The 26566-nt window shown below is 46.9% G+C and carries 23 protein-coding genes and 1 other annotated feature; of the genes, 18 read left to right on the forward strand and 5 right to left on the reverse strand.

The features are described from left to right. Positions 1-98: 98 nt before the first annotated feature. The 4 genes from AXX12_RS17505 (at position 99) to AXX12_RS17520 (ending at position 3777) form a co-directional block, all read left to right on the forward strand. The gene (locus AXX12_RS17505) at positions 99-455 is read left to right on the forward strand and encodes a YmaF family protein (RefSeq protein WP_066245527.1); all 357 of its coding nucleotides are present in this window, start codon (positions 99-101) and stop codon (positions 453-455) included. A gap of 201 nt (positions 456-656) precedes the next feature. Continuing rightward, on the forward strand, positions 657-2501 hold the full coding sequence (gene asnB / locus AXX12_RS17510; protein WP_066245529.1) for an asparagine synthase (glutamine-hydrolyzing): 1845 nt from the start codon (positions 657-659) through the stop codon (positions 2499-2501). Positions 2502-2600: 99 nt separating this feature from the next. After that, positions 2601-3191: a YqaA family protein gene (locus tag AXX12_RS17515; protein ID WP_066245531.1), complete on the forward strand. Its 591-nt coding sequence runs from the start codon at positions 2601-2603 to the stop codon at positions 3189-3191. Beyond that, positions 3181-3777, forward strand: a complete 597-nt coding sequence (locus AXX12_RS17520) for an ECF transporter S component (protein WP_066245533.1) — start codon at positions 3181-3183, stop codon at positions 3775-3777. The genes AXX12_RS17515 and AXX12_RS17520 overlap by 11 nt, the downstream gene beginning before the upstream one ends. A gap of 110 nt (positions 3778-3887) precedes the next feature. On the opposite strand, the gene adhE is transcribed toward AXX12_RS17520, so the two are convergent. Then, positions 3888-6461 carry a bifunctional acetaldehyde-CoA/alcohol dehydrogenase gene (adhE, locus tag AXX12_RS17525; RefSeq protein ID WP_066245535.1) on the reverse strand — a complete coding sequence of 858 codons (2574 nt, stop codon included), beginning with the start codon at positions 6459-6461 and terminating at the stop codon, positions 3888-3890. Between the two features lie 523 nt (positions 6462-6984). Further along, positions 6985-8541 carry a glycoside hydrolase family 26 protein gene (locus AXX12_RS17530; protein WP_066245537.1) on the reverse strand — a complete coding sequence of 519 codons (1557 nt, stop codon included), beginning with the start codon at positions 8539-8541 and terminating at the stop codon, positions 6985-6987. A gap of 240 nt (positions 8542-8781) precedes the next feature. On the opposite strand from AXX12_RS17530, the gene AXX12_RS17535 reads away from it, so the two are divergent. From AXX12_RS17535 to AXX12_RS17560, 6 genes are all read left to right on the forward strand, one after another. Next, positions 8782-10047, forward strand: a complete 1266-nt coding sequence (locus AXX12_RS17535) for a nickel-dependent lactate racemase family protein (protein WP_066245539.1) — start codon at positions 8782-8784, stop codon at positions 10045-10047. 359 nt (positions 10048-10406) lie between these two features. Continuing rightward, positions 10407-11033, forward strand: a complete 627-nt coding sequence (locus tag AXX12_RS17540; protein ID WP_197470781.1) for an RNA polymerase sigma factor — start codon at positions 10407-10409, stop codon at positions 11031-11033. Next, positions 10987-11898 carry a hypothetical protein gene (locus AXX12_RS17545; RefSeq protein ID WP_066245543.1) on the forward strand — a complete coding sequence of 304 codons (912 nt, stop codon included), beginning with the start codon at positions 10987-10989 and terminating at the stop codon, positions 11896-11898. The genes AXX12_RS17540 and AXX12_RS17545 overlap by 47 nt, the downstream gene beginning before the upstream one ends. 170 nt (positions 11899-12068) lie before the next feature. Next, a complete protein-coding gene (locus tag AXX12_RS17550; RefSeq protein WP_066245546.1) occupies positions 12069-13115 on the forward strand; it encodes a type III polyketide synthase in 1047 nt (348 codons plus the stop codon). Then, positions 13109-13630 carry an isoprenylcysteine carboxyl methyltransferase family protein gene (locus AXX12_RS17555; protein ID WP_066245549.1) on the forward strand — a complete coding sequence of 174 codons (522 nt, stop codon included), beginning with the start codon at positions 13109-13111 and terminating at the stop codon, positions 13628-13630. Before AXX12_RS17550 ends, AXX12_RS17555 begins: the two co-directional genes overlap by 7 nt. 70 nt (positions 13631-13700) lie before the next feature. Further along, on the forward strand, positions 13701-14390 hold the full coding sequence (locus AXX12_RS17560) for a phosphatase PAP2 family protein (protein WP_066245717.1): 690 nt from the start codon (positions 13701-13703) through the stop codon (positions 14388-14390). Here the strand turns inward: AXX12_RS17560 and AXX12_RS17565 are convergent. Both AXX12_RS17565 and AXX12_RS17570 read right to left on the reverse strand, forming a co-directional pair. Beyond that, positions 14387-15607, reverse strand: a complete 1221-nt coding sequence (locus AXX12_RS17565) for a M48 family metallopeptidase (RefSeq protein WP_066245552.1) — start codon at positions 15605-15607, stop codon at positions 14387-14389. The two genes, AXX12_RS17560 and AXX12_RS17565, sit on opposite strands and share 4 nt — an antisense overlap. 478 nt (positions 15608-16085) lie before the next feature. Further along, complete coding sequence (locus AXX12_RS17570) at positions 16086-16844, reverse strand: DUF4931 domain-containing protein (RefSeq protein ID WP_066245555.1); 759 nt, start codon at positions 16842-16844, stop codon at positions 16086-16088. A gap of 228 nt (positions 16845-17072) precedes the next feature. Between AXX12_RS17570 and AXX12_RS17575 the strand changes: the two genes are divergently transcribed. Together AXX12_RS17575 and AXX12_RS17580 are read left to right on the forward strand one after the other, a co-directional pair. Then, positions 17073-18476, forward strand: a complete 1404-nt coding sequence (locus AXX12_RS17575) for an SLC13 family permease (protein WP_066245557.1) — start codon at positions 17073-17075, stop codon at positions 18474-18476. Positions 18477-18496: 20 nt separating this feature from the next. Beyond that, entirely contained in the window at positions 18497-19900 is a 1404-nt protein-coding gene (locus AXX12_RS17580) for an FAD-binding oxidoreductase (RefSeq protein WP_066245559.1), read from the forward strand. Between the two features lie 175 nt (positions 19901-20075). Here AXX12_RS17580 and AXX12_RS17585 read toward each other — a convergent pair whose 3' ends face one another. Continuing rightward, positions 20076-20384, reverse strand: coding sequence for a zinc-ribbon domain containing protein (locus AXX12_RS17585; protein ID WP_066245561.1), 309 nt, complete (start codon positions 20382-20384; stop codon positions 20076-20078). Between the two features lie 360 nt (positions 20385-20744). Then, positions 20745-20971, forward strand: a binding site (T-box leader). A 180-nt stretch (positions 20972-21151) separates the two neighbouring features. Between AXX12_RS17585 and AXX12_RS17590 the strand changes: the two genes are divergently transcribed. From AXX12_RS17590 to fliB, 6 genes are read left to right on the forward strand one after another with little or no spacing between them, the layout of a single operon-like run. Beyond that, positions 21152-22252 carry an ABC transporter substrate-binding protein gene (locus AXX12_RS17590; protein WP_461781738.1) on the forward strand — a complete coding sequence of 367 codons (1101 nt, stop codon included), beginning with the start codon at positions 21152-21154 and terminating at the stop codon, positions 22250-22252. Between the two features lie 36 nt (positions 22253-22288). Continuing rightward, positions 22289-23164, forward strand: coding sequence for a branched-chain amino acid ABC transporter permease (locus tag AXX12_RS17595; protein WP_066245563.1), 876 nt, complete (start codon positions 22289-22291; stop codon positions 23162-23164). Positions 23165-23168: 4 nt separating this feature from the next. Continuing rightward, entirely contained in the window at positions 23169-24155 is a 987-nt protein-coding gene (locus AXX12_RS17600; protein WP_066245566.1) for a branched-chain amino acid ABC transporter permease, read from the forward strand. Continuing rightward, positions 24139-24900, forward strand: coding sequence for an ABC transporter ATP-binding protein (locus AXX12_RS17605; RefSeq protein ID WP_066245568.1), 762 nt, complete (start codon positions 24139-24141; stop codon positions 24898-24900). The genes AXX12_RS17600 and AXX12_RS17605 overlap by 17 nt, the downstream gene beginning before the upstream one ends. A gap of 1 nt (position 24901) precedes the next feature. Beyond that, positions 24902-25615 carry an ABC transporter ATP-binding protein gene (locus AXX12_RS17610; protein ID WP_066245570.1) on the forward strand — a complete coding sequence of 238 codons (714 nt, stop codon included), beginning with the start codon at positions 24902-24904 and terminating at the stop codon, positions 25613-25615. Positions 25616-25627: 12 nt separating this feature from the next. After that, positions 25628-26566, forward strand: a complete 939-nt coding sequence (gene fliB, locus AXX12_RS17615) for a flagellin lysine-N-methylase (RefSeq protein ID WP_066245572.1) — start codon at positions 25628-25630, stop codon at positions 26564-26566.

Below are 26566 nucleotides of genomic sequence, written 5' to 3' on the forward strand. Positions count from 1 at the left end.
GGTCCTTTACTATTTCAAAAACCTCTTTTCTAGTCTAATGCGCCAACTGTATCCTCACAGCATATGCTATTACATAGCTAGATGGAGGAGGTCTACTTATGTCTATGCAAGATGAGGAACTTCTGGAGACAAGAGAAGACAGACATGCGGTTCATGTCCATACGTACTCTACCCTGACTGATGTTGCCGATAGACACCAGCACGTGATTACAAGTGTTAGCGCGCCAGCTAGAGACGACGATGATTCCCACATTCACCGCCTTCGCGTTAGGACGTCATTTGTCGACGAGCATTGGCATTGGTTTGATATCTTAACAGATGTTCCTACCGACATGTCTGAAGAGATGCATACACACTATTTTGAAGGCGAGACCAGCGTGGATGACGGTCATTGTCATATGGTGATGGGAGTTACCGGTTTAGCGCCAGATGAGGATGACAACGATGACTGTTAGTTTCGGGCGTTGATCGCACAAGGAAGTCCCAAACGGGCTTCCTTTCTTTTTATTTTGCTTTTTTTCTGCACATCATAACCAATACCAACTAGAATGCATATCATATCTTGTAAAATCACGCGGTGTAGGCAATGATGCCGTAACGCTGACCACGGTCAGGCCGCGTGCTTTGCTTTGTGTTAGAGGAAAGGGAGGATGGCAATGTGCGGAATCACTGGATGGGTTGACTGGCAACAGGATGTCAGGGGAGAACGTGAAATACTGGATCGCATGACGGCAACTTTGGCTCAGCGGGGGCCTGATGCGTCTGGCGTCTATTTGAGCAAGCATGCGGCTATTGGTCACCGAAGATTGAGTGTAGTCGATTTAGAAGGCGGTAAACAGCCGATGCTAAGGCGTCAAGACGAGAGATCCTATGTAATCACTTACAATGGAGAACTCTACAATACTGATGAGTTGAGACAGGAATTAGTTTCACGAGGACATGTCTTTAGCAGCGCATCAGATACCGAAGTCTTATTGCGTTCCTATATGGAGTGGGGCCAGAAGTGTATGACCAAACTAAATGGGATATTTGCCTTTGGAGTTTGGGATGAGAAGAATGAGAGCTTGTTCCTGGCACGGGATCGTATCGGGGTTAAACCACTTTTTTATACACAAGTTAATGAAAAGCTTATTTTTGGTTCTGAGTTGAAGGCGCTGCTGGCCCATCCCTGTGTGAAGGCGATTATCAACCATGAAGGCTTAGCGGAACTGTTGATGGTCGGACCGGCCCGAACGCCAGGGCATGGCGTATTTAAGGGGATCAATGAATTAAAGCCGGGTCAGATGCTGGTCTTTGATCGCCAAGGAATCCATATTGCGGCCTATTGGAAGCTAGAAAGCCAACCGCATGAAGATAGCTTTGCGAAGACTGTAAGCACGGTGCGTTATCTGATTGAGGATGCTGTAAAACGTCAATTGGTTTCTGATGTTCCTTTATGCACCTTATTGTCAGGGGGACTTGACTCTAGTGCGATAACGGCGATTGCGGCGATAAATCAACAACAAAATGGTGACGGTAGTCTCGAGACGTTTTCAGTAGATTATATTGATAATGAAAAATATTTTACTTCTGACAGCTTTCAGCCTGATGCGGACGGTCCGTGGGCAAGAAAAGTCGCTGCATACTATACCACCAACCACCATGAAATTCGTCTTGAAACAGCAGAGTTAGCTTCTGCGCTGCCTGCAGCGTTAGTTGCACGAGACCTGCCTGGTATGACTGATGTTGATACCTCTTTGTATTTGTTTTCCCGGGAAATTCGGAAATTGGCAACAGTAGGTCTGTCAGGCGAATGCGCTGACGAAGTTTTTGGCGGCTATCCCTGGTTTTATCGGCAGGATATGATACAGGCTACGACCTTTCCTTGGGCAGCCCGCTCTGAGAATCGCCTAAGCTGGCTGAAACCAGAGGTGGTTAGAGCAATTCGCGCTGAAGAATATTTGGCCTCCCGTTATAGTGACGCCGTGGCCGAGACACCGCGATTGACAGGTGAGGATGTGGAAGCTGCGCGGATGCGTGAGATTTTTTACTTAAGCCTGACCCGGTTCATGCCGACCTTATTGGATCGTAAAGATCGTATGAGTATGGCGTTTGGACTTGAGCTTCGTGTGCCGTTTTGTGATCACCGTTTAGTGGAATATGTCTGGAATGTACCTTGGGCGATGAAAAACTATCAAAACCGGGAAAAAGGCCTGCTGCGTCATGCCCTCACCGGCCTTTTGCCTGATGATGTGCTTTGGCGCAAGAAGAGCCCTTATCCGAAAACGCATAATCCACAGTTTCTAGAAATCGTGCGTCAGTGGGCCTTAACCATACTTAATGATCAAACCTCGCCGGTTCTTCAACTCATTAATCCAAGCGCAATTCGCCAGATCGCAAAGGCTGATACGTCGACTGTTAGCCTTCCATGGTTTGGTCAATTGATGGGAATGCCACAACTCTTGGCATATGTTATACAGTTGGATAGTTGGCTTCAGGAGTATCAAGTCAGCATCGAGTAGCGAAAAAAGTTCCACTGATTAATTTACCCTTTGCGTTGCCGTAGGGGACTGGTTGGGATATAATAAAGAGGACTTGCAACTGAAGGGAAGATGTAAACTGTGGAACAATTGATTGCATGGCTGGAAAGCTACGGGCTGGTGGGCCTGTTCATTATATCCTTTGTTGAATCATTCTTTTCCCCAATACTGCCTGATGTTCTTCTCATTCCGATGGCTCTGGCTGATCCGAGTCAAGCAATCTATTACTCAATCGTCGCTACAGCAGCCTCTGTTCTTGGCGGCTATATTGGTTATGGAATTGGCTTCCGGTTAGGCCTTCCAATTATGAAAAAAGTTGTGCCGCCGCAACATGTTGACACAATTCATGGTTGGTTGGAAAAGTACGGAGGCTGGGCGATCTGGTTGGCGGCGATGGCGCCTATCCCTTATAAATTTACCAGTATAACTGCCGGCGTGTTTAAGGTAAATATATTTGTGTTCACGATCGCCTCGATTTTAGGAAGAGCTAAACGGTTTCTGCTAGAAGGCATTCTCATCTACTATTATGGTGATCAGGCAGTCGAGCTGATTGCACGCTATACGCAAGATTTTCTGCATGGTTTTTTGTTTTTAGTAGCAGTGGGGCTGATCTATTTCGCATGGCGTAAGTATAAGGCCAAGCAACGCCGAAGGGGCGAGGATGAAGCGTAATAGCGTACAGAACAAAGGACGTTATATTGCTAAAATCAGCTTGCTGTCGGCGATTGCGGCGGTGGTGATGTTTATTGAAACTCCTTTGCCGCTGTTACCGTCTTTTCTGAAATTGGATTTTAGTGAAATACCTGCATTAGTAGCAGCATTTTCTCTAGGGCCGGTAGCGGCAATTTATGTAGGCTTAGTTAAAAATCTACTGCATTTGCCGAGCACTCAAACAGCCGGAGTTGGCGAAATGGCCAATTTCCTGATCGGCTGTGCTTTCACAGTGCCAGCCGGATTGATCTATGACAAAGAAAAGACGCGACAAAGCGCTGCTGTCGCGTTGCTGGTAGGCGGATTGGTGATGACTTTGATTGCATCCATGCTGAATTATTGGGTTCTTATACCGCTTTATCTCTTGGTTTTGGGCATCCCGCATGAAGCAATCCTTGCTATGGGGCACGCCGCCAATCCGCGGATTGTTGATTTGCCGACCTTTGTCGCTTACGGCATTGTTCCGTTTAATCTGGTTAAGGCGACCGTATTATCGATCGCGACTATGGTTATCTATAAGCGAGTATCGCCGATTCTTAATAAGTGACAAATTCGTCCGTCTGCTCCTTTAGGCACCCTCAGAGGGTGCTTTTTATTTACTCTGTTCGTTCTGTGGTTCGGACAGCGTCTTTCTTATAGGCCGCATCAACGATTCTCTTATCCGTGATATGCTTTGATGTACAATTCCTTTAGTTCTGATACGAGCGGCATACGGGGATTGGCAGGAGTGCACTGGTCTTCAAATGCTTTGTCAGCCAAGTCGTCAACTGCTCGCATGAACTGGCTTTCGCTGATTTGGCAGTCTTTGATTGACAATGGAATATTAAGTGCTTTCATCAGATTAATGATAGCGTCGACCAAACTGTCGACTGCTTCTTCTGTTGTCCGGCAAGGCAGATTAAGTGCTTTGGCAATTTGGGCATATTTTTGATCAGCAATATAGTATTCGTATTTAGGGAATGGTGTGAACTTGGTTGGTTTAGTGGCATTATATCTGATGACATGCGGGAGCAAAATTGCATTTGAACGCCCATGCGGCAAGTGGAATTCGCCGCCTAACTTATGGGCCAGGCTATGGTTGACGCCTAGAAAGGCATTGGTGAATGCCATACCGGCGATGCAGGATGCGTTGTGCATTTTCTCGCGGGCCAGCTTGTCATTGCCGTTTGCATAGGCTTTCGGCAAGTATTCAAATACGAGTTGGATCGCTTTGATTGCCAGGGCATCAGTATAATCAGATGCCATGACTGACACATAAGCTTCAATCGCATGCGTCAGCACATCAATGCCTGTATCTGCGGTGACGCTTTGCGGGACGGACATGACAAAGTCCGGATCAATGATAGCGACATCGGGAGTCAGTTCATAATCGGCTAGCGGATATTTTGTTCCTTTATCCGGATCAGTGATGACTGTGAATGAGGTCACTTCTGAGCCGGTGCCTGAGGTGGTCGGGATGGCGACAAATTTCAGCTTATCGCCAAGCTGGGGAACCTTGAACACGCGCTTGCGAATATCAAGGAATTTTGCCCGCAGGTCATTGAAATCGGTTTCCGGGTGTTCGTAGAACAGCCACATCGCCTTCGCCGCATCAATTGCCGAGCCGCCGCCGAGGGCGATGATCACATCAGGCTTAAAGTTGCGCATGGCTGCGACGCCTTCCATGACGGCTTGAATCGTGGGGTCAGGTTTGACTTTATCATAAATTGCCGAATGGACATAGTTATTGCCTTGGCGGTTGCGCAGGTGGTAGAGCACTTTGGACACATAGCCAAGTTTGACCATCATTTCATCGGTGACAATGAACGCGCGGGAGATATCGCGCATTTTGCTCAAGTACTGCACTGAACCAGGCTGGAAGTATATTTTGCCCGGAATTTTAAACCACTGCATATTGGTTTTTCTCCTTACTACTCGCTTTTTGTTAATCAGGTTCACGGCGGTCACATTGGCGGTGGTGCTGTTTCTGCCGTATGAACCGCAGCCAAGTGTCAGGGAAGGCATGTTCGTGTTGTACATATCGCCGACAGCGCCTTGGCTTGACGGCTGGTTGACAATGAGACGACCGGTGCGGACGCGGGCGGAGAAGGTGTTGATCACTGCTTCATCATTGGAGTGAATGACAGAGGAATGACCGGCGCCGCCAAAATCAACCATGTCAACCGCAAGTTGAATCCCTTCAGCCGAGCCAGCGGCTTTCAAACAGGCCAGTACCGGGCTTAGCTTTTCGCGTGACAACGGATACTCCAGACCGACGCCGGAGATTTCGCCAACCAGGATTTTGGTGTCGGCTGGTACGTCGAATCCAGCCAATTGTGCGATCGTCACCGCCGATTGTCCGACAATATTGGGATTTACCGTTCCCTTGGCCAAGTCGATGATTGTGGATTCGAGTTTGCCTCGCTCTTCCGGATTGACAAAGTAACAGCCGTTGACCTTCATGTAGTCAGTTACTTCATCATAGATAGCGGCATCAATAATCACTGCTTGTTCCGAAGCGCAGATCATACCATTGTCAAATGTCTTTGATAAAATCAGGTCAGTTACTGCTCGTTTAATATTGGCGGTTTTTTCGATATAGCAGGGGACGTTTCCTGGGCCGACGCCGAGCGCCGCCTTGCCTGCGCTATAGGCGGATTTTACCATTCCTGCACCGCCAGTGGCAAGGATGAGTGAGATCGCCTCATGGTTCATCAGTGCTTGCGTTGCCTCGATTGAGGGTTCCTCTACCCATTGGATGCAATGCTCCGGCGCGCCGACGGCAATTGCGGCGTCGCGCATCACCTTGGCTGCTTCAGCGCTGCAGCCTTGAGCGCTGGGATGAAAGGAGAAGATAATCGGATTACGGGTTTTCATAGAGATAATGCTTTTGAACATCGTAGTGGAGGTGGGGTTAGTTACAGGAGTAATGCCAGCGATGATTCCGACCGGCTCAATGATTTCGGCATAATCTTCTTCATCATTTTCGTAGACGACGCCGACAGTTTTTTGGTTTTTGACACTGTGATACACATATTCAGTGGCAAAAATGTTCTTTATGCATTTGTCTTCGTACACGCCGCGTTTGGTTTCTTCAATTGCTAGTTTAGCTAGCCGCATATGATCATGAATGCCGGCTAGCGCCATTTCTTTGATAATCCGGTCAACTTGCTCCTGGGTTAAGCACATCATGCCGCTGAGTGCTTGTTGGGCATTGGTTATCAGGATATTCACCGCTTGTTTGTCTGTCATAATTGTGCCTCCTTGTTTTGTAAAACACAGTATGTGAAAAAAATCACAATACCGGGTAAAATAAAGTGCCCATAGGGCAAGCGAGAAAAGAATAAAACACATTGTGAAAATTTTAACAATTGGGCTATGCACAAAGTATAACAATGAATTTCGACAAATGTCAAGAGAATATTTTCCACTGCCAAAGGAGATTGTAGCGCCCGACGCTAATGATTTTTCGCACTACCACGCCACTAAGTCTCATATGTAACGACGGTCTTTCTTAAACGACTAGAAAGTATAGTGCTCGTGAACTAGAGAACGTTTTCCCCAGAGGAAACGGAGGCCACACAGAGGACACAGAGGAGGAGAATAACTATGTTTTGCAGTGGCTCACAAAGATCTACCCATTACATAACATTCTCTATGCCCTATTTATCATTATCTTATAGGGCAAGCGTAACCACTCTGTGGGTACCCTCTGTGTTACTCTGTGTACTCTGTGGTAAAGTAGTCCAATTCCCAAGGACTGCAGCCGTTATTCTTATTTCTCCCGGTAGTTTTTTAATCCTTCGCGAAAAGCGCCGATCACGCTATCGTTCTCATCCAAGCGATAAATCCGGGCAGCTCTGCCTTCGCTATCTCTGTCGATGCCGCTCCACCAGATAGCTACTTTAATTCGTTCAAATTTCTTTATCTCTTGAAACATTTGCTTCAGCCAGGCAGTTTTATCACCGCCAAATGAGTTAGCACCAAATTCGGTAATCATTAAAGGCTTGTTGAAAATGTTAGTGTATTCTAGGTAAAGTGGGGCATAAATTTCTTGAAATTCACGCCAGGTTTCTCCAGAAAAGTAGTTGCCCGTATTATAGCCTGTCATGCCAACAATATCAACCACGTCATCGCCAGGATAATAAACCAGATAATGATTCCAAGAAAAATTGGGGAATGAGCGATCATGCGGATTCCAAACCCATAAGACGTTATCGACTCCTTCTTGCTCGAACAGGAGATGAATATAGCGCCAGACTGCTTTATAGATTTCAGTATCCTTGGCAGTGTGAAAGGATGAATACCAACACCAGTCACCATTCATTTCGTTGTTTAAACGGAACAGTACGGGGTGAGAGAAGGCTCGAAGATCTTTAGCATATTGTCTGAAGTAATCGTCGTATTTCCCATCCAAAATGTCATACATCACGCTGGCGTTATCTTTATCATAGTAATACGTCTGCAGTGTTAATTCTACATATCTGCGATCAAGATAGGCTCTGCTCAGCGCTACGAACGGTACTTCGTCGCCTAGCGGCTGATACCGGACTACGAAAGGAAACTGGTAATCAAGCTTTTGCTCGATGGCTTCTAAGTGGTGCAGCGCATCAGGCGCATTAGGATGGAAAATACCCCAGCGAAGCGGACTGGATTCGGCGAAATATGTAGCAAAGAATTTTACTGTTTCCGGGTTGAAGGATGTTTTGGCCTGCTTGGATGGTAGATAAATACCAGCAGTGCCGGTTTGCTTGATAATACGGAAGCTATCGATAAGTTCCATCTCGTTGCTGATCGGTTCAGTGGATTTGATAAAAATCGTATAAACTTCGCGATTGTTTTTTACGATTTCTGCAGTCGCATAATAGCGTCTATCAATGGCCAGACTCGATAATGGCCGGCGGCTCCATTTGAGTAAATGCACCTCTAAGCCATTTCGTAAAAATGTCTTTTCAAGTAGGATATGGTGATCCCGTGTATTATTGAGAAATTGCCGCCCGTAATGGATATAATCATTAGCAGACGCATCTGAATGGGCAAGATTGTCGTAATAGACTTCAATCTGTGTCTTATCATCAGCGAATACTGTGCGAACGGCAGAAAGAGATACATCGACAATCATATGCTGAGGAAAAGAAATGCTGTAGCCATGGGGAAAGTCAGAATACGTTGTTTTCGAGCCTGTGGTCTCCAGGGTTTTTAAGTCTGCGCTAGTTGGCGTGCCGTCTGCGGCCTGAATTTTTCCGTTAATAATATGAACAGTAGCGTGAGAAGTTGGCTGGGATATCAGCACAAATAAGACGAAAAGCAACAGAATGCGTTGAATGAACACAATACGTCCTCCATCAGAGCGTTTTTTGCAATATTAAGATAAGAGTAACGTAAGCGACGAATACTGGCAAGAATTTCTTTTTCCAACAGAATTCTCGGGGAAGGTTTGGTGGTAATAAAGAGACAGAGTAGGCAAAGAGAATGAAATTTGGAAAATTCTTGATTGAAATACAGCTAGGTTTACTATACCATATAGGTGAGGTGCAGCACGACTGACGGTAAAGAAAGGATGTGGCTATTTATGCAAGACTATGTATTTAAGTACGGCAAAGAAAAGCTTAAGTTTTCGCTTGATCCTTCCCTGGTGGCTGGTGAACTCAAAATTAAAGACTGTCCCGTGTTATCAGACCCTGAAGCGGCAATCCGTCAAGCCCTTGCTCACCCTATCGGCTCTAAGCCTTTGCGAGAGATTGTCAAGCCAGGTGAAACCGTAGTCTTCATTGTCAACGACCCGACCCGGGTGGCCAATAGTCATGTTTTTATGCCCATTCTGCTTGACGAAATGAATGCGGCTGGTATCCCTGACAAAGATATGGCGATTATCTTTGCGTTGGGAACACATCGACTGATGACTGACGAAGAGATGGTGCAAGAGGTTGGCGAAGCGGTCGCAAAACGCGTGAAGATGCACAATAGTGATGCAAAAGACTCCAGTCAATTTACATACTTTGGCGAGACGTCTCGCGGCACGCCTGTCTGGTTCAATAACCTTGTTGTGCAGGCTGATCATATTATTTGTACCGGCAGCATTGTTCACCATTTCTTTGCTGGCTTCGGCGGTGGCCGCAAGGCAATGCTCCCTGGGGTGTCAGCATATGAAACAATTCGCAAAAATCACAGCATGATTTTTGATCCTAATGCACTTATCGGTAAGCTTGAAGGTAATCCGATTTACCATGATCAAGTTGAAGGCGTGGAGATGCATCGCCCCTCCTTCCTGCTGAACGTAGTTCTCAACGAGAAAAAAGAATTCCTGGCTGTGTTTGCTGGCGATTATATTCAGGCGCACCTTGAAGGCTGCAAGCTAGTTGATGAAGTGTACGGTGCTGAACTTGAGGAACCTGCTGACTTGGTCATTGCGACGTGCGGCGGCTTTCCTAAGGATATCAATGTTTATCAGATGCAAAAGACAATGGATAATGCCTGGGTTGCGGTTCGCGACGGTGGGGTTGTGATCCTCTTAGGTGAGTGTATTGAAGGTACTGGCTCTGCAACCTACGAAGATTGGATGCGCGAATATCAGACTCCTGACCGCATTGCGGAGATGGTCAAAGCCAATTTTCAAATTGGGGCTCATAAAGCATATGCGGTTACTCGGTTGATGAAAAAAGCGGAGTTTATTCTGGTATCTGCCATGGAGCCTGAGTTTGCAAAGATGCTATTGTTTACGCCAGCAAAAGATATGGAAGAGGCGCTTGCAATGGCGTTTGCTAAGCTTGGACCGAAACCGCGTATTGTGCTTATGCCGCAGGGCAGTTTAACCGTGCCGCGCATTCGCGTGAAGTGACATACTTGAATGTGGCGGCAGTAAGCCTCTGATTTTAGCAACAATATGATAAACTTACGGCGTTAGAGCTTGCTCTGACGCCGTAAGTTTATCGAGAAACCCTATTCTCAGACTGTTCAGAAATGTTAGGCCCGCCGCCCCAGCAGTGACGCGTACTAAAGGGTACGCTAGCAATGGGGCGGCGGGCCTAACAACAGATGGGCGTTTATCAACGGTCTGACGGCGTTTCATTTGGTATGGCATCTGCTACGAATGGGCAAATTGAAAATAGGGTAAAAAGTTTGTTGATTCTATCATTCTTCTCGTTACTTTTTCTTAGGTCGCTACGTTTATAAACAATGAAGGATGATGAGATACTCATGATGTCAAAACAGACCGATAGACAGTTGATAAGTGCGGCTCAAGCGGGAGACCGGGCTGCATTAAATGAATTGCTCAGCTTTCATTGGCAGCCGATTTATCAATTTGTTTTTTATAAAGTTGGCAATCAGTATGACGCGCAGGATATTGCCCAAGAAACTTTTATCCGAGCTTTTCGGGCATTGCCGCGCTATCAGGAACGAAACGCAACCTTCCGCACCTATTTGGGGAGGATTGCGTTGAATTTAATCGCCGACCACTGGCGGCGGTTGGGACGCGCGCCACAGATCGTTGACGTTGCGGATTATCGGGGACTACTTGAAGATACAGCCGATAAACCAGAAGATCAGATGATAAAAAGCGAACGGCAACGTGAAGTTGCGGCAGCCTTGGCTCAACTTCCAGAGGATCAAAGGCGGGCTGTAGAGATGCGTTTGATAGCAGGACTATCTGTGCAGGAAACAGCGCAAAAGATGAATAAGACCGAAGCTGCCGTCAAGATGCTGCAACAACGGGCTCTGGCTAATTTGCGAAAAATGTTTCAAGATAATAAACCGACAATGTTAGGAGGTGACGCACATGATGAAAGAACAATTTCAAATCGAGGAAATCTCAAAGGCTATTGATGCGATGAATAGTAAGAAACCATTTCATCCAACCGATGATGAAGTTAAGCAATTAATGAATACGGCGATGTTTATCAAGCAATATGGCTGTACTGCTGAAGAGACGGCGATTGTCAGCCAATTAGCAAAGCAAATCAGTTCTGATATTACCGCACGTCGTCGCCGCAAACGCCTACTGTCAGCAGTTGCTGGAGTAGCTGCTGCAGCACTCTTGTTCGCAGGCGTTTCGTTCCAAATGCCGACAGAGATTGCTCAAGAGCAAAGCAAAGAGAACATGCAAAGCCCGCAAGTGGCTGTGACGGAGAATCCGAATGCGACTGTAACGCGTGATAACAATAAAATTATTGAGTCGTTGCCTGCTAACTCAAGTCAGTCAACTCCCAATATAGCACGAAGTGTGAAACCGGACGAATTGCCGCACCGTGCCAAAGCATCGTCAACACCAGAGGTCAAAAAGGATCTGGAAGTGAAGGAACAACCGCAGGTCGTTGCCGAAGCGCCGAAATCCGGCAACACAGTACTGATGATTCTACCTGACCGTTCTGCTGATTCTGTCTCGACGGAGGCTAGCGGGACAGTGCGTCAGGTGTATGGAAAGAACACAGAAAAAGAGATTATCGTAACCCAGCGCTCCAAAAATAGGGCTACTGATAAAACCGCAGTGGCGCCTGATCTGCCTGCAGCCCCGTCAGTAGCTAACCAGACTAGAACAACTGCAGCATCGTTAAATAAGGCTACACGAAATGTTGACGGTATGGAAGTTGTGGTCGAAGGAAAACAAACTCAGGCAGAACTTGAAAAGGTGGCCGACTCGCTGGTTCCCGCGGCCCAGGCTGACAGCAAGAGAAAAAAGGATAATCCGTAAAAATAACCAGTCATCAGACCCCGGCAACCAAACAGTGCAGGCGCCCGGAAAGAGGGCGCCTGCACTGTTTTAAAAGGGTATATAGGTATGTTTTAGCAGCTAGGATCATAAGGTTATACAGCTTGACAATGTACTTGCCGATATACTTTCATGATAGGCGAGGTGAAAAGATGAGGAATCCTAAAGTCTTGGCGATTGGTACTGCCGTGCCCGGTCATTCCCTATCTCAGGCAGAAATTAAAGAGTTTGCGGCATCTCTATTTCGTTCGCAACTTATGCAAATTGACCGCCTATTGCCAGTCTTTGATAACGGCTGTATTAAAAAACGCCATATTGCTAAGCCGCTGGCCTGGTATGGCGAAAAACACAGCTTCACCCAAGCCAATGAACAATATGTAGCAGAAGCGCTTAAGTTAGCAAAAGCAGCTGCCCAAGAGGCAATCGAATGGGCAGGTATTTCGCCTGAGAAAATCGGCATGGTCGTGTTTGTGTCTTCAACTGGAATAGCGACTCCTACTCTTGATGCTCGATTGATTCAAGACTTAGGGCTATCTCCCTATACCAGCAGGGTACCGATCTGGGGCCTAGGCTGCGCTGGTGGCGTATCCGGTTTGGCGCGGGCTGCCGAACTATATGGTGGTGGGAACTATGAGGCTGTTCTTATGATCTCTGTTGAATTGTGCAGTTTGACCTTTCAGCGTGATGATTTCTCGAAGTCAAACTTGGTCGGAACCAGCATTTTTGCGGATGGTGCAGCCGCAGTGGTGTTGTCATCTGATGGTGAAGGACCGGAAATCATCGGATCATGTAGCATGCTGTTCCCTGATACAGAGGATATGATGGGGTGGGATCTAATAGACAGTGGGTTTAAAGTACGCTTTTCCGGTGATATTCCCAGCATCATTCGTAATAACTTACCAGATTTATTGAAACAGGCCTGTCAACACTGGGGAGTGGACCCTAACGAGATTGTTCATTATGTCGTCCATCCAGGCGGCGCTAAAGTACTAGCAGCCTATGCGGACAGTCTGGGTATTCCGGATCACTGTTTGCAACAAGGCTATGAAGTTTTATCCGCTAATGGAAATATGTCGAGTTGTTCGGTTTTGTTCGTTCTGAACGAATTCCTTCATGACGTCCCGCCAAGCGGCGACTATGGCGTTATGCTAGCCCTTGGCCCGGGGTTTAGTTCTGAACAGGTATTATTCCGATGGTAATAGCGAGCTTGGCAGGCCTAGCCGTCTGTATTGCACTACAACGTTTGGCTGAATTGCGCATCGCTGCTGCTAATCGCGAATGGATTCTGGCAGCAGGTGGCCGCGAATACGGAAAAGGGCACTACCCGTGCTTCTTCATCTTACATGGTATCTGGTTGGTTGGTTGGGTATGTGAAGGATACTGGCGACAAGAGTGGAGTTATCTTTGGCCGATTTGGCTGACAATGTTTACCCTGGCGCAAGGTCTGCGCTACTGGTGTATCAACAGCTTGGGGCTGTTTTGGAACACTCGAATTCTCGTCATTCCCGGAAAGCAGCCTATTTGCCAAGGACCATACCGCTATCTTCGCCATCCAAACTATCTTGCTGTAGCGATTGAACTAGCTAGCGTTCCACTGTTTTTCAACGCATGGATCACTGCAGTGACTATCAGCATCATTAATGCACTGTTGCTGTTTGCGATTCGAATTCCTGCTGAAGAGGCTGCCTTGATTGAAGCAAAATCAGGTCGCTGAAAAAGCAAAAACCCTTCTGTATGAAGCAGAGGGGTTTTTGGTATGTTATACTAGTGGACGGGGGGGAACTATGAAAAGATTACTTGACTATATTGATGATGTTCGGCAAAGGCCCTATTTGACCGTTATAATCGGCTTGGCAGTCAGTGCACTGTTTTTGGCATTATTCAGTAAAATTGCATCAGAAACGCTATATGAAAATGAGATGCATGGCTTCGACTCGGCGGTAACATCATTCATTCGCTATCCAGCCGGACAAGCTCTCGACTTGTTCATGCTTTCCGTTACCGAGTTGGGATCGGGTATAGTCATGCTGACCGTGACAATTATCATGCTGGCGGTCTTTATGTTGCGCGGCTGGCGGCGCGAAGCAATTGCGCTGCTTATCTGTCTGGCAGGAGCCGGTGTCCTTAATCAAGTGTTAAAAGTTTTGTTTGCGCGCTCTCGCCCTGACCTGTTCGGTTTAGTCGAAGAAGCCGGATATAGCTTTCCCAGTGGCCACTCCATGGTATCATTCTGCGTATATGGCTTTTTGGCATATACCTTTAGCCGGAATTTTTCCTCTTTTCGCCAACGTGGACTTGTCTTTTTGGCTGCGGGAATCGTGGTGGCTCTTATTGGGATCAGCCGCATCTATCTCGGTGTTCATTATCCGACAGATGTACTGGCTGGCTACGTCGCAGGCGGGACTTGGCTGGGGTTTTGTACATCTTGGTTGCACTGGCGTGAGTATCGTGCAGAACGGCGATCAGGACGCTAATTTGGAGAACTCGTAATGGCTGTGATGCGTTCGATTGCTGACGGATGGGTGCTGAACAAACGGAGGTAAGGAGCGGGATCGACGTCAGAGTGATTTTTAACCGCCAGACTAACCTGCAGTCGTATTGCCGCCTCTTGATTGCCGGTTAGCATGACGGCAACCGCATCCGCTTCCCGTTCCATTTGCCGGGAAATCAGATTTTGAACCGGCAGTGTAACGAAAGATCCCAGATAGAAAAATAACAAGATGAACAGCCAGACATGAGGCGGGGGGCTTGCTGAACTCGGCAAAGAAGCCCGTAAAACGAGAAACAGTATTCCCCATGCGATGAGATTTCCGATCATACCCCACAGCATGCCTTTAGTAATATGGCCTTGCCGCCAGTGCGCCAATTCATGGGCGACGACAGATTCCACTTCATCAGCTGGATATTTAGCCAATAAATTGTCGTAAAGCACAACTTGTCTCGTTTCGCCAACACCAGCGAAGTAGGCGTTGGCCCGTGTCGTTCTGCGACTGGCATCCATGATTAAAACTTCATTGACTGGCAGGCCGGCTTTGTCTGCCAGTCGCTTTACCATTGAGGTCACTGCCGGATCGCTGGCTGGAGTAAATCGGTTGAACAGAGGGGACACGACAACCGGCCATAAATAGGACGAGGCTACGATCCAAATAGAAATAAACGCCGCTGCCGCTAACCACCAGAATTTGGGTAGACGGTGCATCGCCTGGATAAGCAGTGTTGCCCCCACACCGGCCAACAGTAGCTCGAGTCCAGCGCTTTTTAGATAATCGATAAACCATGAACCAGCGGTTTCAGTAGAGAATCCCCATTGCTGCTGCCAGATGAAACTGCTGAAAAATGTAAACGGCAAACTGAGAACCTGCAGAGAAAGCCAGAGTACTATAAATAATAACAAGGAACTGATCAATGCTCTTCCGGAAACAGCTTTAACAATCATTTGCGATATCGCTAGACCGCGCCCGCTAGATATCAGCCAGGTCAAGTAGCCGCATTGTATCGTAAAGCTTATAATAAAGGCAATTCGCAGAGGCCGGCTGTAAGTGCGCCCATCTTCTACTTGCTGCAGACTGAAATATGTAAGCAAATCAGGCCTGGGATTGGCCGGGATTGTAGCAAACCAAAAATACAACAGTCCCATTGCTATGGCTGTTCCTAATAATCCTAACCAAAAGATCATACCGGCGCGCTGCATATCTTTCGCCTCCTGGAAAATTCAAAAGTATAACGACAGCATTGAAGACAAAGAGAGAAGGCCCAGCCTTCTCTCTTATTATAAGCACCCATCCTACTTCTCGAGGTTTTCGTTTTCCGTAGTACCGATAAAGTTACTGATCAAAGTGGAATCGAAACCAGCCTTTGCTATGGAGTTATTCAGAAGGGATACACATGATCTTTCTGGGGTTCAGGAATAGGTTACTAATTAACTTTTGACTTGACTAACTCGGGATATTGGGACCAACTGGGGGAAAAAAAACACACTACCCAAAGTTCCAGGTTGAAGGGAAGCTAACCAATCGAAAAACCTTCCGATGAGTCGATGCCCGCGAAAACCTGAGTAAGTAGGATTGTGCTTGATTAAATAATAGCATACTTCTATTGACTTTACAAGAGGAAAATTCAGTGAATTATTAGAAATTTTACAACAACTATAATGAAGGCTTCCACTGAAGCTAAAAATATATTGAACGCACTTCAGTAACCACATCAAGCAATCGGTTAGGTAACTGAGGAATAGCATAGCCGATGAACAGGGGAGAAGTGACAAAACGCGGAGTTAATTTGATTGCTACACTATCGTTGACGCGATAAAAAAACAGATTATAACTTTTGCAGCGTCGGTGAAAGTGGTTGAGGATGTAATGCGCGATTGTCTGAATGTAGTCTGCGGTCTGCTCTAACTGATCGAGGGTTTTGCCGACAATATTAAACTCAAAAAAGCCAATTCGCGGTAAGGTTGAGAGATTCAAAGTGACACCGCGCTTTTCATCGATAAGCTCACCGACGAAATACTCTGGCTTGATATTTTTCCGATAATCAATTTTACGCAATCCGACAATTTGCATGTGAGGATGCCGGATTGTTCCGCCAGAATAAGGACCATGATTTTTATAAAAAATTACAGAGGCAAAAGCGGGGTCTTTTTCCATCGCAAGCCAATGCTGGATGCCAAAACGAATAACACGATACAAATGCTGTTTCGGGTAAAGCGATAATTCTGAGCCGCAGTTTGCTGTCTCAATTAGCACTGTCTGCACGGCATCTTCAAGAACAGGGTACTTGTTCTTCAAGAGGATAATGTCACCATCTTGATCAAGAATGTCAACAAGTGTGTTCCGGTCACAGAAGGGGCAAGCGGTATCCTGATTAGTGATGTTTTCCGGCTTTTGGCTGCCGATGAATGAGTTGAAGTATAGATGTGTGGCTTTCATGGGATCTCCTTTTTGGGCTCCTGCTTCTATAGTATGTTCGCAATTCTTGGTGCAAACTCCTCCGAACGTGCATGAAATTCTAAGAAAGATCTCATTTTGAATGAGTACCCTTGTGATTTTATTCACATTTATTTCCAAAAAATGCCCGTGAACTTTTAATTAATGTGTGTCATAATGAAATTAAAAGCCGAACTTAAAAGGATCGGCGAAAAAAGAGGGGGGTAAACTATGACACCAAAGAAGTGGCTCCAAGTTATCGCGGCATTTGCTTGTCTCGCAGCCATTAATTGGCTGACTCCTGAAGTTGCCGGTCTAAAAGCAGCGGGAAAGGCGTCTTTGGCAGTGGCGGTATTCGCCATCGTCGTTTGGGTGACTCAAGCGATCGATGATGCGCTCAGTGGATTGCTGATTGTGTTCCTCTTGGCGGCGCTAAATGCAACCACGGTGGCCGGCGCTTTCAGCGGCTATGCGAACACCTCACTATGGCTGATTGTCATCGGCTTTATCATGGCCGGTTGCATGGAGAAATCCGGACTATCCAAGCGAATTGCACTAGTGCTTGTCAACTTAGCTGGTGGATCGGCTAACAAAGTGTACTGGGCGGTTGCTGGAGTAATGGCTGTACTCAGCTTCCTGGTTCCTTCCATTACGGCGCGAACCCTGTTAATGTTGCCAATTATTCTTGGTATCGGTCAAGCATTTGATGCGAAGCAAGGACAGTCCAATATCGTAAAAGCCCTTATCTTTATTGTTGCGATGAGTGGAACGATGATGAGTATCGGCGTGCTAACCGCTCATGTGGGCAATCCGATAACGGCTGGTCTCATTGAAGCTGCCACTAAGAAAACGATTTCCTGGTCGGAATGGTTCCGGATCGGCGGACCGCCTGCGTTTATTATGGCGTTTATATCTGTCTATTTACTGCGCCTAATGTGGCCGCCAGAAATCAAAAATTTGGGTGAAGGTCAGTCCTACATCCAGCGGGAACTGGCTGCGCTGGGTAACCTAAGCCGTCATGAGATTTATACGATGATCGTGTTTCTTCTGACACTACTGTTGTGGGCGACAGATGCCATACATAAGATTAATGTCGTCATTGTCGGAATGCTCTCCATTATTCTTCTGCTGTGGCCTGCTCAAGGTATCATGAACTGGAAGGAAGCTTCAACGAAAGTTCCCTGGAATGTATTTATTCTCTATGGAGCAGGTCTGTCCATGGGCGCCGCACTGGTGAGTTCCGGGGCTGCTAAATGGATTGCGGGAACAATGCTTGGTCCTATTGCTGCCATGTCGCATTCGATGCAGATGATTCTTCTGATCTGGATCGCTACTGCTTTACAAATCTTTTTTACCGGCGGTGGTCCGAAGACGACTGCGCTTACCCCGATTATTATTGCCCACGCAGTCGCAATCAACGCTGATCCAATGGTTTTCGCTTTAATCTTAGGTATGAATATGCAACATCAATATCTATTGCCGGTTAGCAATATGCCGAATGCTGTTGCCATGGGCACCGGACATATCACTGCCAATGAACTGATGAAAACTGGCGCAGTGATGAGTATTTTCGCGGCTGTTTTCATGAGCATAGTAGTATTGACATATTGGAATTGGCTCGGCTTAGTTAAATAAATTAGTGTTGGAGGCTAAAAATGAAGCAATATAATTCAGTTACACAAACTATTCTTGATCAACTTAAGCTAATTGTCGGCGATAGGTATGTATTCACAGATGCTGAAAAAATGGAGCCATATGCGCATGACGAAGTAACAGACAGCCGTTATCACCATATGCCGGAGGTAGTTGTACTGCCTGACGCGGCCGAACAAGTGGCAGAGATATTGAAATTGGCTAACCGTGAACTGATCCCGATAGTGCCGAGGGGAGCGGGTACTGGCCTTGCCTGCGGCGCTGTGCCGATCGACGGCGGCATCGTATTGAGCCTTGAACGGATGAACCGTGTTCTTGAAATTAATGATGAGTGTTTATACATGATTGTTGAGCCTGGCGTTCGGACTGATGATGTGCAGAAAGCCGCTAAAACGCACGAATTATTTTACGCCGGAGACCCCTGTAGCGGCGATAGTTGCTTCATTGGCGGCAACGTGGCAACAAATGCAGGCGGCAATAAAGCGGTCAAGTATGGAACAACGCGACATCAAGTATATGGCATGCAAGTTGTGACTCCGACCGGCGACATCGTAGAGCTCGGTGGACGGCTAGCGAAAAATACGACCGGTTATAGTCTGGAGCAGCTCCTGATCGGCTCAGAAGGAACTCTGGGCGTCATTACCCGTATTACTCTTAAGCTGATGCCGCTGCCGCAGCATGTTGTCGATCTGTTGGCAATCTTCCCGGATATCGATTCTGCTGTTGGTATTGTGTCAAAAGTAATTAAAGCAGGTGTGACGCCAACCTGTGTTGAGTTTATGGATAATGTGACCATTAAAAGTGTGGAGCACTTCTTAAATGAAAAGCTGCCGCACAGTGAGAATGGACACTATATTATTCTCCAGGTTGAAGCAGATACAGAGGATATGCTTGATGATAAAAGTGTTCTGCTTGATGAGCTTTGCACGGAAAATGGGGCGCTCAGCGTTCTTGTTGCTGATCCGCAGAAAATATGGCGGGCGCGTAAGGCATTTGCCGAGGCAGTTCGTCATGAGAGCTTGGTGATGGGTAAAGAAGACATAGTCGTTCCGGTTGATCAAATTCCGCAACTTATGCGAGAAATCGCCGTACTTAGCGAAAAGTACCAGTTGGTAACTCGTACAGCTAGTCATGCTGGTGATGGTAATGTTCATTTGAATATTCTTAAAGGAAATATGCCTGATGACGAATGGGATCAAAAGATCGAAGCGATGCAGACTGAACTGTACGCTGCGGTCTACCGGATAGGCGGCAAGTTGTCAGGTGAGCACGGCATTGGCTACAAACGCAAACAACTGATGCAAGAATTTACTCCTGTTGGTGAACTCAATATGATGCGCGCCATTAAAAACGCGCTTGATCCGAATCTTATCCTAAACCCCGGCAAAATTTTCGACGTAGAATAATCCTTGGGAAGATCGCCGCGCTTCGCTCGCGATGACACGCATAGTAAGATGGCGTCATCGCGAGCGAAGCGCGGCGATCTTCTTCGTTTGAGAGGTTTAATGGGTATTATTTGAAAAACTTCATTTGACAAATAAAAAAGCCCTCTGTCAAATGACAGAGGGCTTAATCAGCTAATTAGTAACGACGGCTACCGCTGTTTTGACGGAAGCAATCGCTGCAGTATACAGGGCGGTCACCGCTCGGACGGAACGGTACTTGAGTTTGTACGCCACAAGCTGCACAAGTAGCTTCATGCATTTCGCGTTGTTGACGACCGCCACCGAAACCGCCACCATTGTTGGCTTGTTTACGGGCGCGACGGCAATCCGGGCAACGACCTGGTTCGTTGGTGAAGCCTTTTTCCGCGTAGAAGTCTTGTTCTGCAGCAGTGAATACGAATTCAGCGCCACAATCACGGCAGGATAGGTTTTTGTCTTGAGACATGTTTGAGTCCTCCTCAGAAATCATCGATTACCCTAATAGTCTTGGAATTCACTCATCAAGGTCCCTTCGAGTATGAGAAGGACAGATGACTAGTTTACCGACATACGGGCAATTACTAATATACACTTGTTTAAGCAAATAGTAAAGGCTTTTTTCAAAATTTTATCGAAAATCTTTGAAATTGTTGGTCAAATTGGCTAATGGGCTGTTATTTGCATATTTGTTGCTATAGATAGGTAGCTGGATTTACAAATTCATAGCCGGGGAGACAATAACTTAAGCAACTTTACACTTTGCCTATTGACAAAAGCTGAAGGGACTGGGATAATTGTAAAAAATACAAAATACAGAGTAATACTGAAATCAGTAATGACTGGGACTAAAGTAGCAAGCGAAGCGCTACAGAGAGCCGGCGGGTGGTGCGAGCCGGAGCGTGATTGTTGCTGAACTCACCCAGAAACTCTTTTGTTGATGTTCGCGTTAACGTGAAAGTAGGCAAAAGCGGCACCGTCCGTTATGCGGTAATCTGGCATAGCCGGATGAATTTGAGTACAACGTAGGGTGGTACCGCGATCGTCGCCCCTATCAGCGCAATTATGCGCTGATAGGGGCGATGTTATTTTTAAGGAGGTGATGATTCGCGCATGGATCAGCCGGCGCTAGCTTTAAGGTTAAATCAGCCATTATTACAAAACGAAAGGTGGATAACTATGAAATCGAATATGAAAAAAATGTATAGAGGTTGGGCAATCTTCACGCTACTGACAATGTTCGCTGTTGCGGGGTGCGGCGGCAGTCCAAAAGCCGCGCCTGGATCATCGCCAACAGGAAGCCAAGCAAAAATTGGTGTAGTTTCCTATCTCACTGGAGGCGGCGCTGCCTATGGGGAAGCAATCCGACAGGGAATCGAGCTGGCAAGAGATGAGATTAATGCAGCTGGCAAAGTGAAAATCGAGTTGATCTTTGAAGATTCTAAAGGCGAAAAAAATGAAGCAATCAATGCGGTCAACAAATTGATTCACAAAGATAATGTTGTTGGCATTATCGGGCCGACGCTGAGCGGCGAAATGTTTGCCGTGGGACCGATTACCGCCCAAGCCGGCGTTCCTATCATGGGCACTTCCATAACGGCGGAAGGGATTACCGAAATCGGTGACACGATTTTCCGTAATTCGCTACCTGAATCACTGGCTATTCCCCATGCGGTGAAGAAAGCCAAAGAAAAGTTCGGTTTGAAAAAAGTTGCGATCATGTACTCGAATAACAATGACTTTGCAGTATCCGGGTTCAAGACGTTTGAACAATCGGTCAAAGCAAACGGGATGGAAATACTCACAATAGAAACGTTTGCTGATAAAGACACCGACTATTCTGCTCAACTGACCAAGATCGCTTCACTGAAGCCTGATGCGGTCATGGTTGCAGGCTTATACCAAGAAGCGGCGCTGATTTTGAAAAAAGCGCGTGAGATTGGCATCGCCGTTCCTTTCGTCGGTAATAATGGCTTTAATTCGCCGCAACTGATTAAATCTGCCGGCAAAGCTGCGGATGGTTCTATTGTCGCCAGCCCATGGTTTCCTGGCAAGGATGACCCCAAGGTAAAACAGTTTATTGCAGCATATAAAGCTAAATATAATAAAGAACCGGATCAATTCGCAGCCCAGTCCTATGATGCTATGCACATCATAGCTTTAGCTCTTGAAAAAGCCGGAACAACCAATGACCGGAAAAAACTGAAAGAAAATCTGGCCACGATTAAAGATTTCCACGGTGTAACCGGTAATTTCGCGTTTGACGCTAAACGCAACCCGGCAATGGACGCCACTGTACTGGTGGTTAAGGATGGTCAGTTCACTGAATTGAAGTAACAAGACAATATGGTAAGCGAGGGGGGGGGGGTAAGCATGTTCTGGCAGCAAGTGGTTAATGGCCTTACACTCGGTAGCGCCTATTCGTTAATCGCGATCGGCTACACATTAATATTTGGTGTTCTTAATATTGTTAACATGGCTCATGGTGAAATCTTCATGCTCGGGGCCTTTGCCGGCTTGATGCTGGTCACTGTAGGCAAAGTGAACATTTTTGCGGCTATGCTGGGGGCAATGATGACCGGAGCTTGTCTGGGGTATTTGCTGGAGCGAATTGCCTTGCGTCCTTTGCGGAAACGCGCGGTGTCGCATATGGCTCCCCTCATCAGCACAATCGGGGTATCTATTTTTCTTGAGAGTTTGGCACTGAAGTTATTTGGCCCTCAGGCTCAGTCCTTTCCGCCGATTTATGGAGGATCACTAATCGATACGGGATTCATCCGAATCTCAATGGTTCAGGTGATTATCCTAATCGTTTCCTTTGGTATGATGGCCTCGCTGCGATTTTGGCTGGCGAAAACAAAAGTCGGTAAATCGATTCGCGCTACTGCGGAAAACATCGAGACTGCCGGATTACTGGGCGTTGATACCAAAAAAGTGATTACCATGACTGTTATGCTGGCATCTGGGCTAGGAGCGGTGGCAGGAGTGCTCATTGGACTTGCATTCAATGCGGTTGAACCGACGATGGGGATTCCGATGGGCTTTAAGGGCTTAGCCGTACTGATTCTGGGCGGCTTAGGCAACATCACTGGCGCGATGTTCGGGGGCCTGATATTAGGGCTGGCAGAAGTCTTTAGCGTGGCTTATGGCGCTTCCTCATACCGTGAGGCTGTGGCATTTGGTTTAATCATCGTTTTGTTGTTCGTTCGTCCGCAGGGATTATTTGGCGAAACACAGGAAGGGAGGTAGGATGATGGATGCTTTGCTCAACCCTTATTATTTGCAAATCATAACCTTTATGCTGATTAATGCCATGCTAGGCATCAGTATCTATCTTACCCTTTCGACTGGACAGCTTTCGCTCGGCAATGCCGGATTTATGAGTGTGGGTGCCTACACGTCAGCATTGCTCACTCTGAAAGCCGGCTGGCCAGTTTATCTTGCTATTCCCACAGGCGGCTTGGCCGCTTGTCTCGCGGCTGGCGTGATTGGCATCCCAACGACTAGGTTGCAAGGGCTTTACCTTGCTATTGCCACCTTGGGGTTTGGCGAAGTGGTACGGGTAATCTTTCTTAATCTTAAGATTACCAATGGTGCTTTAGGCCTTTCCGGTATTCCTTCATTAGGTTCTATGATCAGCGCGAAACTATCTCAGAGTGGGTTGGCAGATGGGCTTGGCAGTTTGACTGTGCAGCAGTTGGGAAGTATTACAGTTATTATCCTGTTGGCGGCCCTGCTGGCGTTTTTACTATTCTTTGCTATACGGCTAAACTCATCCCGCGTTGGGCGAGCTTTTGCCGCTATCAAAGGTGATGAGCATGCCGCAGAGGTATCAGGAGTCAATACAGCCAGATACAAATTGTTGGCATTTTTCCTGGGCGCGTTTGTCGCTGGTATTGCTGGCGGTCTGGCAGCTCATGTGACTTTCTATATTGGTCCCAAGGACTTTTCCTACCATCGTGCGGTAGAAATTCTCCTTTTTGCTGTGCTTGGTGGCAGCGATGTCGTCTGGGGTCCAGTGCTGGGATCCGTGATTTTGACTCTATTGCCTGAACTGCTTCGGTCTGTAGCCGAATTCCGCGAAATGATATATGGGGCTATTTTGGTTATGATGATGGTATTCCGTCCGCAGGGGCTGCTGAGCGAAGAACTATTCGCGTCTATACGGGAAAAGTGGCTAAAACGCTCAAAAGCAGATGCTGTGGCAAGGGAGGAGGCTGTCGATGATGCTCGAGCTTAAGCAAGTAAGTAAGAATTTTGGCGGCCTTGCAGCCTTGAATGATGTAAACTTTTCAGTCAATCCTGGTCAAATACTCGGCATCATCGGTCCTAACGGCGCAGGTAAAACCACCTTGTTTAATTTAATTACCGGCGTTTTTTCACCTACTCTCGGTACAATCTCCTACAAAAAAACATCGCTCGTTGGCATGAAGCCGCATTCCATCACCGGCCTGGGCATCGCCCGCACGTTTCAGAACATCCGATTATTCGGGCATATAAGCGCACTGGAAAACGTTATGGTAGGAGCGCATTGCCGGACAAAGTCGGGGATCTGGCAGGGATTATGGCGCACAAAACAGCAATGCAGTGAGGAACTCCACACACATGATAAGGCGAATACGCTGCTGCGTTTAGTTGGTTTAGACAGTTCAGCAGGTGTATTGGCTGGATCGTTGCCTTATGGCAAGCAACGCCGCTTAGAGATTGCCCGGGCTTTAGCTGCTGAGCCAGACATTGTGCTGCTGGATGAACCGACGGCAGGTATGAATGAGAGTGAAACAGAGGATATTCGAGTTCTGATTGCGAAAATAAAAGAACTTGGAAAATCTGTTGTAATTATTGAACACGACATGCATTTGATGATGAATGTGTGTGACCGTTTAGTGGTCCTCAATTTTGGACGAAAGATTGCCGAAGGATCGCCGGCAGAGATACAGCAGAACCCGGCAGTGATCGAAGCCTATCTAGGGAAGGAGGATGCATGATATGCTGCAGATCAAGCAAGTTGCTGCAGGTTATGGTAGCATACGAGCCTTAAAAGACCTCAGTCTATCAGTGCCGGAAGGGTCTATTGTTTCCTTGATTGGGGCAAACGGTGCCGGGAAAAGCACAGCGATGAAGACCATCATGGGCTTGCTTCGCCCTCAATTCGGTGAGCTAACTTTCCAGGGGCGGAGCCTGATTGGCGTGCCAGTCCACCAGGTTGTTGGCATGGGCATTTCATTGGTTCCCGAAGGTCGTAGTATTCTCACTCGTATGACAGTATTAGAAAACTTGGAAATGGGTGCTCATCAACGAACTGATAGCACAATCCAACAAGATATTCAGTCTGTATTTAAGCGCTTTCCTATCTTGGAAGAACGCCAACAGCAACTTGGCGGCACTCTTTCTGGCGGACAACAGCAGATGCTAGCCATCGGCCGCGCGCTAATGGCCAGACCAAAGCTGTTGCTGCTTGATGAGCCGTCTATGGGACTGGCACCACTGGTTGTTGCTGATATTTTCCGGGTTATTCAAGAGATCAACCAGGAGGGCACTACCATACTACTGGTCGAGCAAAACGTCCGGCAAGCGTTAAAAATCGCGCATTACGCATATGTGCTGGAAACTGGTAAAACAATTCTACACGGCAAAGCAGAGGATATCGCTAATGATCCCCGGGTGATGGCCGCCTATCTTGGCGGATCTAAAGCTGGCTAACGGAGAGGCTATATGCTATATATCTATGCCAATCTATTCTCGGAATTTCAGTGCCAGATGTGTGGAACGTGCTGCCAAAATAATTGGATGGTAACTGTTGATCAGACTTGCTACCAGCGAAATGCAGACCTATTTCGCGTGACTGGTCGAGTTGACGAATTTAATGAGGCTTTTCTGGCTATCGAAAGCCCTAGCTTGGGAGAATACGCGATGATCGCTAAGCAACCGCAGGGACAGTGTTGGTTTCTCCAGCCCAATAATCTCTGTCGGCTGCACAAGGAAGCAGGGCATGAGCATTTAGACGTTGTCTGCAAAACGTTTCCGCGTTATCCGATGAACACAGCGCGGGGCATTGAACTGACATTGAGCTTCAGTTGTCCAGCCGTGCTCAAGTTGGTCAGCGAATCTTATCTGGAGATTATTCGCTCTGAGGTCAGACCTGTTCACATCTATTCAGAAAATTTTGTTACCCAGGCGTATCCGCAGCAATATTCGTTAGATCATCCACTTCACTATTATTTTGAACTAGAACAACATTTTATTGACATTCTACAGTGGCGAAGCTTGCCAATGGAAGATCGGATCAATAGAGTCTGTGATACAATAGATATTCTCTGCTCCAATAAGCCTGATGATATGGGACGCGAGATTACTCGCTTGATTTATCGAAACTATGAACAGTTGGAGACAGCCGATCCCTGCAATCCAAGTCAGGATGCGGGCAGTATTCTAGTGGAGAACTTTTTTGTAAATACCGTCTTTAAAAAACTACTGTATGATCATGGACTGAAACGCGGCGCAGCTATTTTGCAGCTTTTTTGGAGTCATATCCGACAAAAGTCTGAACAAGAAATAGAAGAAGCTGCAAGATGGGAGAAAATCCGCAGAGCGATTTTCGAAATGGAATTTGAGTATAGCCATCATCGTCGTCAGTTTAGCAACAGAAAATAA

This window comes from Anaerosporomusa subterranea (assembly GCF_001611555.1).
GTDB classification, from domain to species: Bacteria; Bacillota; Negativicutes; order Sporomusales; family Acetonemataceae; genus Anaerosporomusa; species Anaerosporomusa subterranea.